General features: G+C 73.1%; 7 protein-coding genes, 1 tRNA gene, 1 other RNA gene and 1 pseudogene. 4 read left to right on the plus strand and 6 right to left on the minus strand.

Features of this window, described 5'->3' with window-relative positions:
• Positions 1-763: 763 nt before the first annotated feature.
• The 4 genes from QSK10_RS24965 to QSK10_RS24980 are packed head-to-tail and all read right to left on the minus strand — an operon-like array spanning position 764 to position 7,919.
• Positions 764-2,608, minus strand: a complete 1,845-nt coding sequence (locus tag QSK10_RS24965) for a serine/threonine-protein kinase (RefSeq protein ID WP_285665422.1) — start codon at positions 2,606-2,608, stop codon at positions 764-766.
• Between the two features lie 16 nt (positions 2,609-2,624).
• Positions 2,625-4,397, minus strand: coding sequence for a protein kinase family protein (locus QSK10_RS24970; protein WP_285665423.1), 1,773 nt, complete (start codon positions 4,395-4,397; stop codon positions 2,625-2,627).
• A gap of 4 nt (positions 4,398-4,401) precedes the next feature.
• Positions 4,402-6,147, minus strand: a complete 1,746-nt coding sequence (locus tag QSK10_RS24975; protein WP_285665424.1) for a serine/threonine-protein kinase — start codon at positions 6,145-6,147, stop codon at positions 4,402-4,404.
• 23 nt (positions 6,148-6,170) lie between these two features.
• Positions 6,171-7,919, minus strand: coding sequence for a serine/threonine-protein kinase (locus tag QSK10_RS24980; protein ID WP_285665425.1), 1,749 nt, complete (start codon positions 7,917-7,919; stop codon positions 6,171-6,173).
• A gap of 85 nt (positions 7,920-8,004) precedes the next feature.
• Between QSK10_RS24980 and QSK10_RS24985 the strand changes: the two genes are divergently transcribed.
• Positions 8,005-8,775, plus strand: a complete 771-nt coding sequence (locus QSK10_RS24985) for an aminotransferase class IV (RefSeq protein ID WP_285665426.1) — start codon at positions 8,005-8,007, stop codon at positions 8,773-8,775.
• A gap of 6 nt (positions 8,776-8,781) precedes the next feature.
• Here the strand turns inward: QSK10_RS24985 and QSK10_RS24990 are convergent, their stop codons facing one another.
• Complete coding sequence (locus QSK10_RS24990) at positions 8,782-9,591, minus strand: GNAT family N-acetyltransferase (protein ID WP_285665427.1); 810 nt, start codon at positions 9,589-9,591, stop codon at positions 8,782-8,784.
• Positions 9,592-9,649: 58 nt separating this feature from the next.
• Between QSK10_RS24990 and QSK10_RS24995 the strand changes: the two genes are divergently transcribed.
• On the plus strand, positions 9,650-10,183 hold the full coding sequence (locus QSK10_RS24995) for a hypothetical protein (protein WP_285665428.1): 534 nt from the start codon (positions 9,650-9,652) through the stop codon (positions 10,181-10,183).
• 60 nt (positions 10,184-10,243) lie between these two features.
• On the opposite strand, the gene QSK10_RS25000 is transcribed toward QSK10_RS24995, so the two are convergent.
• Positions 10,244-10,331 (minus strand) — tRNA-Ser (locus tag QSK10_RS25000).
• A 138-nt stretch (positions 10,332-10,469) separates the two neighbouring features.
• Here QSK10_RS25000 and ffs point away from each other — a divergent pair.
• An RNA gene (ffs, locus tag QSK10_RS25005) (signal recognition particle sRNA small type) lies at positions 10,470-10,563 on the plus strand.
• A gap of 28 nt (positions 10,564-10,591) precedes the next feature.
• Positions 10,592-12,577 (plus strand): annotated as a pseudogene (locus tag QSK10_RS25010) (DNA polymerase III subunit gamma and tau); the annotation flags it as partial.
• Positions 12,578-13,318 lie beyond the last annotated feature (741 nt).

Consider the following 13,318-nt stretch of genomic DNA (forward strand, 5'->3'; position numbering starts at 1 on the left):
CCCGACCAGGACGCTGTCCTGGACCTGGGCCTCTCTCGGAAGGGGGCTTCGCCTTGGGTTGCGGGCCGTTGTCCACGGGCTTAGGGCATGGTCGGGCTTGTTTTGGGTTGTTCTTTGCGTGCGGTGGTGCCCTTCGTCGGTCGGCCCCGGCACCATAACGACGAACCTGGGGGTGTCAAGACGGTAGAGCGTGTCTTGACACCCCCAGAACCCTCGTTACCGATTCCTTTACGGCCGACCGACGAAGGACCCCACCACCCGAAGCCGACATCTGCGCTATCGCACCAGGGGTGTGGGGCACCCTCCGCTGATTGGGGCGACACCCACCCCACCCACACGCTCCGCCCGCCAACCCACTTGGCCCACCCCGCTCACCAACTCGCTTCGGCCACCCCGCCCGCTCACCCATCTCTGCCCGCCCCACCCACGTCGCCACCGCACCCACATCGCCCGCCCTACCCGCTCGCCCCGCCTACCCGCCCTGCCCCGCTGTGCGGTTCTCACCCCGCCTAGCCCGGCCGCGCCTCACCACCCACGCTCCATCTCGCCCGCCGCCCGTCACCTGGCCGTTTGCCCCTTGTCCCGCCGCCCGGCCCTTGCCCTGTCTGCCCGCACCTCTTCTTCTCCCCACCCTCCCCGCGCCGCGCCGCATCCACCGCGCCACCCCACGCACGCCACGGGGCGAGCCCTTCGGCTCGCCCCGGTCGTCGTTCTGTCGCTCTGCCTGTCGCTCTGTCTCTCGCGCTCGCCGTTCTCCCGGCGGCTACGAAACCACCGTCCAAGGCACCCATCCGCACCCTGTCTTGCTGTCGGCGAAGGTCACCACGGCGTAGGCGTAGCCGTGGTTGATCGACGAGTCCACGGGCTTGGTGTAGTACACCTGCATCTTCTTGATCGCGGTCTTCTCCGCGACCTTCTCGGCGCCGGCCTTGGGGAGGAAGAGGGGGTCGGCTTTGCCGGTCACGTCGGCGATGTCGAGGCCGGTGACGCCGACGTCGCCGAGGCAGTTGATGACGGCGGATTTGTGGCCGTCGTCGTTGCGGACGGGGGTTGTGCCGGTGGCCTGGACGTGGATGACTTCGGTGCCGTGGTTGCGGCCGTCGCAGTAGTTGTAGTCGGAGCGCTTGATTTCGAAGGTGTTCGGGAACTGGGGGTTGGTGGAGAGGTTGAGGGCCCTCAGTTCGGAGCAGGTCCACTGCCAGGTGGCTTCGAACTCCAGGGGTTCGGCTTCTTTGGTCTTGGGGTCGTAGAGCCAGACCTGCACGAACTCCCAGGGTTTGTCGTCTTTCGCGCCCGAGCCCTGGAACTGGATGAGGCCGGCGGCGTCGAGGTCGTTGTCGCCGTCGATGTCGGCGTAGACAGGGGTGCCGGTGAGGACGTACTTGTCGGACTTGCCGTTGACGAGGCGGCCGAACTGTTGCAGCAGGTAGACGTCGGCTTGTTCGAGGTCGATGGACTTCACGCCCTCGTCCATGGGGGCCGCCGATGAGCCGCTGGGGGTGGGGTCGGGGTTGTTGGCGGTGTCCTTTTTGTTCATCAGGGACACGCCGATGATGGCGGCGGCGACGAGGACTGCGACGCCGATGACGCTGGCCACGGCGATGACCATGGTGTTGGGACGCTTCTGTTGCTGCGGCGGGGGTGGCTGGGGTGTCCACTGTGGTTGTGGGGCCGCCATTTGCGGGGCTGGTGAGTGGGGGACGCCGGTGACGGGGGTGCCGGAGACGGGGTAGGCCGCGCCGCCGGACACGGGGTAGGGCGCGGGGGCACCGGAGACCGGGTGGGGTGTTGAACCGACCGCGTTGATCTCCAGGACGCCGGTGGTCACCGGGCGGATCGCGATGCCGACGGCGTCGTAGGGGAGCGCGGGATGCACCGAGGGGACGTGGGGGAGCTCGATCGTGGAGAACTCCGCGTGCAGCTGGGCGGCGGACGGCCGACCGGCGGGGTCGGGGTTCATCGCCGCGCGCAGGAGCCCGGTGACCTGCTGGGGGACGCCGGGCAGGTCCATCACCGGCTGGGAGCGCAGGCCCGGGTTGTACGGGTCGTGCGCGAAGGGCAGCTGGCCGCCGAGGGCCACGTAGGTCGTGGCGGCCAGCGCGTAGACGTCGGTGGCGGGGCCGGGCTGCTGGTCCAGGGGGTTGAAGCGCGGGGGGATGGCGGTGGCGCCCAGTCCGGGGGCGGTGGCGTCGAGACCCGCGAGGCGGGGACGCCCGAAACCGTCGAAGAGGACAGTGGACGGTGCCACCAGGCCGTGCCGCAAGCCGTTCTGGTGCAGGGTGTCCAGGCCGAGGGCCAGCAGGGACGCGTTGCTGACGGCCTCGCCGATGGCGAGCGGGCCGGTGTGGCACAGCCGTTCGGCGAGGGTGCTCCCGGCGGCGTCGACGAGCATCGACGGGCGTCCGTCGGGCCCGACACCGGCCTGGTACACATCGGCGATGTTGGGGTGCGCGGCCAGCTGCCGGATGAGTCCCGCCCAGGGATCGAAGGTGATCGCCGAGACGGGCCGGTGGCCGATGACGCGCATGGCGGGCTGGCCGTCGGGACCGGTCTCGGGGAACAGGGCGGCGGTGTCGTCGGAATAGATGGGTGTTTGCGGCACGGTCATGTCGGGAGCCTTCGGTTCAGGAGACGGTTCCTGGCGGAATCCAGCCACAGCTGACAGAACCATCGACGGCCGTGAGCCGCGCCAGGTTCCATCCCTCATAGTCTGACCCCGGCTCGCCGGGCGCCACCTGTGAGAGTTCGATGTGGGTGTACTGCCCGGTCAGCGGCGGTGCCGCGGGATCGGGCCCGAGGAGGGGCGTGACCTTGCCGACGAGGTCGGTGCCCGCTTCGTGGAAACAGAACCCGGCCGCGCCGGTGCCGGGGGAGAGCTGGACGGGGAAGCCGTTCTTGAGTCCGTAGTGGACGGTGCCGCTCCAGGAGGTCGTGGCGAAGTCGCAGTCGGTGGAGCGGCGGGCGGCGATCTCGACCGCGTTGTCCTTCACCACCGGGAAACCGTCGTCGACGAAGTACTCGCACGGCGTCTCCATGAACGCCATGTACGGGACCTGCCGGACCGCGCCGTCCCTCCACTCCCAGAAGAACAGGGCCCGCTGGCCGCCGTCGGCGATCGCGCGGATCATGACCGCCGCGTCCAGGTCGCCGTCGGTGTCGAAGTCGCCGTACATGGGCGCACCGGCGATCTCGAAGCCGAGGCTGTACCCGAGGGACGGGTCCTTCGCCTGCGCGGTGGCCGAACCGTCGCGGAACTTCGTCGGGGCCAGGCCGGTGGCCAGCCCGTGGGTGTAGCCGGGGACGAAGTCGGCGTTCTGGATGTCGAAGCCGCGGATCCCGTCGGTGGCCGTCGAGGTGGCCGGGGACGGGCCGCCGGCCGCGGTGCCGGGATTCTCGGCGGTGCCGCCCGGCCAGTTCACGGCGGCGACGACGGCCGCGGCCGCGATCGCGGTGGCCACCGCCCCCACGGTGATCTTCAGGGCCAGCCCGGTGCCCGCCTTCGCCGCCGCCCCAGCGGATCCCGAGCCCTGGAGCGCGCCGCCGAGCGCCTGCCCGGCGATCACCCCGGCCGCGGCCGCGCCACCGGCGAGGGCCGCGCCGGAGACGGCGAGGTTGATGGAGACGACCCGGTCGTTGGCCGGACGCACCGGCGCGCCCACCGCGCCCGCCGCCAGCGGTGCCGCGACCGTTGCCGTCACCGGGATCGCGAGCCCGGACAGGGTGGCCGCGAAGGTCCCGGCGGACGGCCGCCGCGCCGGGTCCGGGTGCATCGCCTCGCGCAGCAGGCCCATCAGCCCGGCCGGGACGCCGGGGAGCTCCGGCGGGGTCAGCCGCCGCAACGCCGGATCGGCCGGATTCGCCTCGTAGGGCACGGTTCCGCCGAGCGCGACGAAGACCGACACCGCCAGCGAGTACACATCGGACGGAGGCCCGGCCGCGCCTTCCGGTGCCAGGTAGCGGTTCGGGACGGCGGCCAGCTCCAGTCCGGGCGCCGACGCGTCCAGCCCGGCGAGCCACGCGCGTCCGTCCGGCGCGATGACCACCGTCGAAGGGCTCACCGCGCCGTGCCGCAGCCCGGCCCCGTGCCAGGCCGCCAGACCCGCCGCCACCTGGGCGAACACGGCCACGGCCGCGCCCGGCGACAGCGGCCCGGAGCCCACCAGGGCCTCGGCGAGGGTGGCGCCCGAGGCGTCCACGACGAGGTCGGTGTGCCCGCGCCCGTCCACGCCGATCGAGCGGACGGCGACCAGCCCGGGCGTCCCGGACAGCGCGGTCACGGCCATGCGCCAGGCGGCCAGGGCCGCGCCGGAGACCGGTCGCTCGCCGAGGATCCGCAGCGCCGGGCCCGGAAGCGCGTGCACGCTCGCGGTGGCGTCGCGGTGGAGCGGGGCGGTCATCTGCTCAGGCCTCGATCAGATCGGCGGCGGCGACCCATCCGCAGGTGGCCGAACCGTCGGCGAGCGTCGCCGAGGCGATCACCCACTCGACGGGATCCTTGGTGTCGGGGGTGTACGCGGTGAAGGCGGTGACCTCGCCGACCTCGGCGGTGGTGCGGTCGGGTCCGGTGTGGACACCGAACTTCGGCGCGCCCTCGATGGTGATCGTCCGGCCGTCGTGGATCCAGCGGCAGCGGGTCGCCGAGCCGGGCACCGGCGCGGTCTGGGTGAGCCAGCCGTCCACGACGCCGATGACGAAGGACTCCGGGCTCAGGATCCCGGCGTCCACGCCCTGGCAGCCCTCGTAGGGGTTGGTGGACTTGACCTCGACGCCGAAGCCGGAACCGGGGGCCGGGGTGATGGCGACGACGCCGCAGATCCCGGCGACCGACTGGCTGGCCTTGGTCTCGCGGGTGGCCGGATCCCAGGTGTAGACGACGATCCAGGGCACGACCAGGCCGCCCCGGTCGGCGAGGGTGCGCTGGAGGATCAGGGCGGCGTCGGTGTCGCCGTCCCCGTCGGCGTCGGCGTACACGGGCGGGCCGCCCAGCTGCCAGCGGACGCGCCCGGCGTCCGGGTCGGTGAACTCGTGGAAGCCGCCGACCAGCTCGAACTCGTCCTGCGAATACGGGATCTTGAAGGAGTGGTTGGTGAAATCGACGTCCTCAATGGACGACGGCGCCTCGCCACCGGCGCCCGCCTTGTCGTCCCCGGCGAAGCGGTCCTTGAGGTACCAGGCGGCCACGCCCGCCGCCGCCAGCACGGCGACGACGAGGACCCCGGCGAGGATCTTGCGGCCGGTGCGCTTTCGCGGCCGCGGCGGCGCGAAGCCGGTGCCGGGCGGCGCGGCCGGGACGGGCGGGTTCTCGTCCCCGATGCGCGGCAGCGTCCCGGTGACGGCCTTGTTGACCGCCACGACGCCGTGGTTGGCGGCGCGGACGTCCGAACCGGCCACCACCATCGGCAGCGCGGTGGTGGCCGAGCGGTCGCGGACCTCCACCGTGGACAGCATGTCGCGCAGCAGTGAGATGCTCGGCCGCGTGCGGGGATCGGGGTTGAGGGCCGTGCGCAGGGTGACGATCAGTTCCGGCGGGACGTGCGGAAGCTCGGTGATGCCGCGCCGCCGCAGGTCCGGCGAGGAGGGATCGGAGGCGTAGGGCAGCGGGCCGCCGAGAGCCACGTAGGCGGTGGCGGCCAGCGCGTAGACGTCCGAACCGGGCCCGGGCTCGGCCTCTGGGGCGGTGTACAGGCCGGGACGCGCGGTCTTGACCAGCTCGGGCGCGCACATGTCGAAGCCGGTGAGCTGCGGCGTCCCGTCCGTCGTGTAGAGCACTGTGGACGGACACACGGTCCCGTGCCGCAGCCCGGCGGCGTGGGCGGTGGCGAGCGCGTCGGCCAGCGCGGTGGCGGTGCGGGCGACCTCGTCCACGCCGGGCGGGTGCGTGACCAGCTTCTCGGCGAGGGTGGTGGTGCCGGTTCCGCAAAGGACGTACGGACGGCCGTCGGGGGTGAGCCCGGCGTCGGCGACGGGCGCCAGATGGGCGTGGCGGACCGACTTCAGCCGCGCGGCCCAGTCCAGGAAGGTCTCCGGGCGCGCGGCCGGGCGGTGCCCGACCGTGTAGACCAGCGGGCGCCCGGCGGCGTCGGCGGCCTCGTAGACAGCGGCGGTGTCGTCGCTGCTCAGCCAGCGGATGATCTGGATGCCGTCCATCGCGTCACCGTATCGTCTCGGGTCTAGTCGGCATCGAGCGGAATCCAGCCGCAGGAGACGGTCCCGTCACCGGCGAACAGGCGCGCGACGGCCCAGTTTCCCTGACCGGCTGTGGTGTAGGCGATCGTGGTGAAATCCCCTGGTATTTCAGGGGACGCGGGATCGGGCGCGACGCGCGGGGTGACGGGGGAGAGGAAGTCGTTCGGTTCGTCGCCGGGGGCGAAGTTGCAGCGGTCGCCGGCGCCGAGTTTCGGGGCGGTCTGGGCGAACCAGCCGTCCTGGAGACCGAAGGTGACGGTCTCGTCGGTGAGCGCGTCCTGGGCGGGGCCGTAGCAGCCGAGGGCGGGGCTGGTCGCCTTGAGCTTGGCGGTGACCTGCTTTCCCTCCGCCGTCAGCGATGTGACCTCGCAGATGCCGTCGGCCCAGTTCTTCGCCTGGGCGGGCGCGCCGTCGGTCCACAGGAACGCGGTGAGGTAGGTGTCGCCGGTCTCGAAGCCGTCGCGGCGCAGGGCGACCACGGCGTCCAGGTCGCCGTCACCGTCCAGATCGGACTTCGCGGGTTCGCCGACGAGGGTCCAGGTGTAGGTCTGGAACTGGTCGGCGCCCTGCTTTTCGAAGCGCCCGCCGGTCAGGGTGATGGTTTCGCCGCCGCCGGGTTCGGTGAAGCGCAGGCCGGTGTAGTCGAAGGGCGGCTGGGACGGCGCCGGGCTCACCGGCGGGTTCAGCGCCACATCGCCGCCGTCGCCGCCGTTCCCGAGTGCCTGAACACCGATCACGACGGCGGCCGCGACCACGGCGAGTCCGACGACGCCCACGGCGATCTTGCCGATCAGCGCACCGGCGCCGCCCTTGGCCGCGATCGCCTTCCCGGCACCGGATCCGGCCGTGGTGAGGGCGGTGGCGACCGCCGGTGCGGCGACGACCGCGGCGGCAACGGCGATCCCGGCCGCGGCCGCCCCGGCGACGGCGATGTTGATGGACACGACGGTGTCGTTGACCGGGCGCACCTCGGCGCCCACCGCCGTCGGCGGCAGGGCCGCGATCGCGGGCGCGTCGACGGTCGCGGCCGACAGCACGTCCCGCAGCGTCCCGGCGCTCGGCCGCGCGGCCGGATCGGGATGCAGCGCGATGCGCAGGATGCCGGTGACGGCACCCGGGACGCCCGGCAGGTCGGTGATCTGCTGCCGCCTTAAGCCCGGATCGCCGGGCGCGGCGGCGTACGGGAGGACACCGCCGAGCGCGGTGTAGGCGACCGCCGCGAGTCCGTACACATCGGACGGTGGACCGCCGTCGCCCTCGGGCGCGGTGAACGCCCCGGCGGTCGCGGCGAGACCCATCTCGGGCGCGCGGGTGTCGAAGCCCGCGAGCCGGGCGGCGCCCGCGCCGTCCAGCAGGATCGTGGACGCGCACACCGCGCCGTGCCGCAGCCCCCGCGCGTGCAGCGCGGCCAGGCCGTCGGCGGCGTCGGCGATCGCGGTCAGCACCGCCTCCGGGCCCGGCGGTTCGGTGGTGAGCGCCTCGGCGAGGGTGCGCTCACCGGCCCCGGTGACCAGGTAGGGCCGCCCGTCGGCGCCGACACCGCCACTGTGGACGGTCGCCAGCCGCGGATGCGCGCTCACCTCGGTCAGCGTCCGCGCCCAGGCGGTGTAGGCCGGTTCGTCGACGGCGGCGGCCTTCCCGACGGTGTAGACGAACCGGTGCCCCGCCGCGTCGGCCGCGTCATACGTGGTCGCGGTGGCGTCTTCGGCGAGCCGCCCCAGAATCCGGTCCATCCGACCACGTTATCGGCGGGTCGCAAACCGTGGCGAAGGCCCGGGACTTGACCTTCACACCGGCCTCAAGGCTTAGCGTCGTGGCATGACGATCGCGCACATCAACGGCCGTCCCGCCACCGCCGAGCAGCTCGCGCCCCTGGCCTTCGCCGGGTTCGCGCACTTCACCGCCATGCAGATCCGCGACCACCGCGTCCGGGGCCTCGACCTGCACCTCGACCGCCTGCGAGCAGCCTCGGCGGAGCTCTTCGGGCGCGCCGAACCCGACGAGCTGATCCGCGAATACATCCGCGCGGTCCTGGCCGAGGCGCCCGCCGACGCGTCGCTGACCGTGACGGTGTCCACGGGCGAGTTCGTGCCCGACGCGCCGCTGCGGGTCCTCGTCCGCGCCGGGGACCCCTCGGACGGGCCCGCCGGGCCGCTCGCGCTGGACGTCGTCCACCACGAGCGCTGGATGCCGCGCCTGAAACACGTCGGCGAGGGCGCCAAGACGCACCTGCTGCGCACCGCGAAGGCCCGCGGCTTCGACGACGCCGCCTTCGCCGACGGCGACGGGCGCCTGAGCGAGGCGACGATCTGGAACCTCGCGTTCTGGGACGGCACGAGCGTCCTGTGGCCGCGCGCGGAGATCCTCACCGGCACCACCATGGGCATCCTCCGGCGGCGGCTCACCGTCCCGCAGACCACCGTCGACCTGCGCCCCGGCGACCTCACCGGCCTCGCGGGCGTGGTGATGAACTCGTGGACCCCGGCCGTGCCGCTGTCCCGCGTGGGCGACGTCGAGCTGGCCGACGCCGGAGAGTTCGCCGGGGTCCTGCGCGAGGCGTTCGGGCGGGAGGAGTGGACGCGGGTATGACCGCGCTCAGGCCGGCGTGAGCACGTACGGCGTCGTGGACGCCACCGCGAACAGCCCGAGCCGCCGCAGGATCGGCCTGCTGTCGTCGGAGGCGTCCACGTGCACGTAACGGAACCCCCGCGCGGCGGCGAGCCGGGCGCGGTAGGCGACGGTCGCCTTGTAGACGCCCCTGCCGCGCCACTCCGCCAGGGTCGAGCCGCCGTGGAAAGAGGCGAACTCGGTGCCCGCGTGGAAGCGCACCCAGCTGGCGCACACCACCAGGCCCCCGGCGTCCTCCACGACGATGATCACGGCCGGGTCGCCCTCGTCGCTCACCTCGTGGGCGAAGTCGCCCGGGATCCACGAGCAGTCGACACCCCACACCGCCTCCATGAGCCGCTGGATCCGCACGAAGTCGTCGTGGGCGGTGACCTCGCGGATCCGCAGCCCCTCCGCCAGCACCGGCTCCCCCGCCATGCCCGCCACCTCGCCCACGATCACCGTCTCCCGGTCCTGGGGGGCGAAACCGGCGGCGGCCAGGCGCGCGGGCAGGTCGGCCGGCTCATCGTGCCCGTGCAGCTTCCACTCCACCGGCCGGCCCAGCGCCGTCCAGTGCTCGCGCTGCCGGTCGATCAGCGCGTCCAGATCGCCGCCGGTGAGCCCGCCCAGGTCGCGGTAGGTGAGGAAGCCACGCCCGGCGTGCCGGGTCTTGCGGACCAGCGGGCCGTCCGCGTCGAGGGTGGACTTGTCATCCGGCAGGATCCGGGCACGCAGCTGCTCCTGGTAGGCCGCGAGCAGCGCGGAGGGTGTGGGGCCGTGGTCCAGAACATCGGTCATGGCCGGATGAGATCAACTCGCGCTATCGCCGCGCCATCGTCGGCACTAGCCTGATGCGATGCCGAAGCGGCGCATGTTCGTCATCTTCCACGTGCTCCTCCTGGCCGCGCTCGCCCTGCTGCTCTGGGGCTTCAGCGGGCCCTGGATCGACATCCCCGCCGTCGGCGCGAGCGTCGTGGCCCTGCTCGGGCTCGGCGCCGGCTGGCTCGTCCTGGTCACCCGGACGCGGTCCTGGTGGACGGCCGCCGCGCCCGTCCTCCTCGTCGCCGCGGTGCTGCTGGTCAACGCCGACGTGCCGCGCGAGGTCCGCTGGTCGTGCGGCGCCGGGGCCTTCAACGCGTTCGTCGCCGACCTGCCCGCCCCCGCCGACCCGACCGACCTCCCCGCCTGGGACGGCTTCACCGGCGGGCGCGACTTCGGCTGCTACACGATCCGGGAGGCCTACGCCGTCGAAGGAGGCTACGCCTTCCACCTCGACGTGGGCGGCTTCGTCTACCAGCCGCACGGCACGACCTACTGGACGGCCGTGCCCGGCCCCGCGGGTCCACGGGCGCTGGGGGACGGCTGGTACAGCTTCGTCGACGAGTTCTGAGGACGCGCCACGCCCGGGGCGGTACGGAAAAGGCCCCGTCCGATGGACGGGGCCCTCACGTGGCGGAGGATACGAGATTCGAACTCGTGAGGGCGTGAACCCAACCCGCTTTCCAAGCGAGCGCCATAGGCCTCTAGGCGAATCCTCCGCAGAGGAGAATACATGAGCGCCCGGGTGACCTCGAAAGCGGTTAACGCCGACCGCCGATTACCGCCCACTCGTCCCGATCTTGCGCGACCGGCCCCACACCCGGCACGGCGATCGCCACCGGTGGGGTACTCTGGGCGGCGCCCCTCGTGCGGCGTCATCTTGTGAACCTCCCCAGGGCCGGAAGGCAGCAAGGATAAGCAAGCTCTGTCGGGTGCGCGAGGGGCCCTTCGTTTACGGCCTTCGAAGGAGTGAACCCGCGTGGCCCTGGCGCTCTACCGCAAGTACCGGCCGCAGAGTTTCGGCGAGGTCATCGGCCAGGAGCACGTCACCGAGCCCCTGATGCAGGCCCTCCGCAACAACCGCCTCAACCACGCCTATCTCTTCTCCGGCCCGCGCGGCTGCGGCAAGACGACCAGCGCGCGGATCCTGGCCCGCTCGGTGAACTGCGCCAAGGGCCCGACGCCCGAGCCGTGCGGCGAATGCGATTCGTGTGTGGCCCTCGGCCCCAACGGCAGCGGCGCCGTCGACGTCATCGAGATCGACGCCGCCTCGCACGGAGGCGTGGACGACGCCCGCGAGCTGCGCGAACGCGCGGTCTTCGCGCCCGTCCAGAGCAAGTACAAGGTGTACGTCATCGACGAGGCCCACATGGTCTCCTCGGCCGGGTTCAACGCGCTGCTGAAACTCGTCGAAGAGCCGCCCTCGTACGTCATGTTCATCTTCGCGACCACCGAGCCGGACAAGGTCCTGCCGACGATCAAGTCGCGCACCCACCACTACCCCTTCCGGCTCATCCCCCCGGCGACGATGCGCGGCTACGCCGAGGAGCTCGTCGTCCGCGAGGGCGTCCAGGTCGAGCCGTCGGTGTACCCCCTCGTCGTGCGCGCGGGCGGAGGCTCGGCGCGCGACACCCTGTCCGTCCTCGACCAGCTCATCGCCGGCGCCGGACCCGAGGGCGTCACCTACCAGCGCGCGATCGGGCTGCTCGGCGTCACCGACATCACCCTCATCGACGAGATGTGCGACGCGCTGGCCGCCGCCGACGGCGCGGGCGCGATGCAGGTCATCGACCGCGTGGTGGAGGCCGGGCACGATCCGCGCCGCTTCGCCCAGGACCTCCTGGAGCGCCTGCGCGACCTGATCGTGCTCAACCAGGTCCCGGACGCCGGATCGTCCGGGCTCATCGACGTGCCCTCCGACCAGCTCGAACGCATGACCGGGCAGGCCCTGCGGCTGGGCCCGGCGAGCCTGACGCGCATGGCCGAGATCGTGCACGAGGGGCTCCTGCAGATGCGCGGCACCACCGCGTCCCGGCTCATCCTGGAGCTGGTGTGCGCGAAGGCGCTGCTGCCCGCCGTGGACGACTCCTCGGGCGCGTTGTTGCAGCGCCTGGAGCAGATGGAGCGCCGGGTCGCCGACGGCGTGATCGCGGCACCGGGCGCGGGATACGCGCCGGTCGCCGAGACCGCGCCCATGCCCGCCGCCGCGCCGGTGGCGGCGCCCGGCCAGTCGGCGAGGGACGCGGCGATGGCCGCAGCGGCGGCGGCGACGAAGCCGACGCCCGCTGCTCCCGCGCCGGCTCCTCCTGTGGCCGCCCCCGCCGAGACACCCGCGCCTCCCGCCCCGGCCCCGGTGGCCCCTGCGCCCACCCCGCCCTCGACCTCGGCCGCCGCGTCCAGCTGGGACACCCCCGCCGCCCCGCCCGCACCCGCCGCCGCGGCTGCGCCGGGCGCGTCCTCGGGGCGTCCGGACGCCGCCGCGATCCGCCGCTCCTGGGACTCCATCAAGGACGCCGTCAAGCGCCGCAAGCGCACCGTCGGCGCCTACCTCATGGAGGCGTCGGTACGCGACGTCGAGGGCGACACGGTCATCCTGAGCTTCAAGCACGCCTTCCACGCCACCGCGATGGGCAACGGCCCCTCGCAGCAGATCTTCATCGAGGCCCTCACCGAGGTCCTGGGCGGCAGCTGGAAGGTCCGCTGCGAGACCGGCGGCGGCCCACCCGCCCCCGCCCGCGCGGCGGCTCCCCCGCCACCACCCCCGGTGGCGGCACCCACGCCCCCGGTCCCCTCCCAGCACACCGCGCCGACACCCCCACCGGCCGCGTCGGCACCGCCGCCCAGGCCCGCGCCGGTGCACGACGAGCCCCCGTGGCCCGACGAGGAGCCTCCTCCAGAGGACATGGACGAGTTCGGCGGCGCCAGGCCCGGCGACGTGGACGTGACACCGGTCGGCACCGCCGCCGAGCGCGCGGAACGGCTGCTGAAGTCGGAGTTCGGCGCGGAGACGATGCGGGACTGAGACGGCGGGACTCGCCGTGCCGTAATGCCTGCGGCGCCCGCAATGCCAGCAGTGTCCGGTGCCCGGTCGAGTTCGTGGTGTTCGCCGGTCTCAGCGTCGTCGGCCCGCACGCGCGGGCGTTTCTCCCTTCGGCTCGCCCGCCCCGGCCGGAGCCTTGACCCGGAGCTTCGGTCAGGAGCTCTGGCCCGAAGCGTTGGTCGAGGGCACGAGACGCGGGCGATCTCGCCGCAGTGCGACCCTGCGCATGGTGGCCCGGTTTCACCACGGAAGCGCGGGCGAGCTCGCCGCAGTCTGTCCCTGTGGGGGCGGCCCGTGGCGTCACGCCACCCGCCGGATGACGGCGCATGCCCGCGCCCGACCGCACCGGGTGCACCCGGTGCACTTGCGTGCCATCACACCGACGCCTCACCCCACCCCCCCGTCGCACCGACCGCTCAAGCACGCGCCGGTCCGGCGTCCATCACCCCCTCACCACTTCCTCACACCGCGGATCCCGCGGCTCATCGCGACCGCTCGACCTCTCGCCCGCCCGTCAGGCCAGTCGGGCCCGTCAGGCCCCGTCGGTTCGCCGATTTCGTCTCGCGTGCGCGTGTTTCGCCGCCACACCCGCCGGGTAAGCGCCCACAGTGGGGTGCGGTAAGCGCGGGGAGAGACGTGGCCGCGGCTCTCCCCGCGTGCCATGTG

It is taken from the genome of Actinorhabdospora filicis (assembly GCF_030269765.1).
Lineage (GTDB): Bacteria > Actinomycetota > Actinomycetes > Mycobacteriales > Micromonosporaceae > Actinorhabdospora > Actinorhabdospora filicis.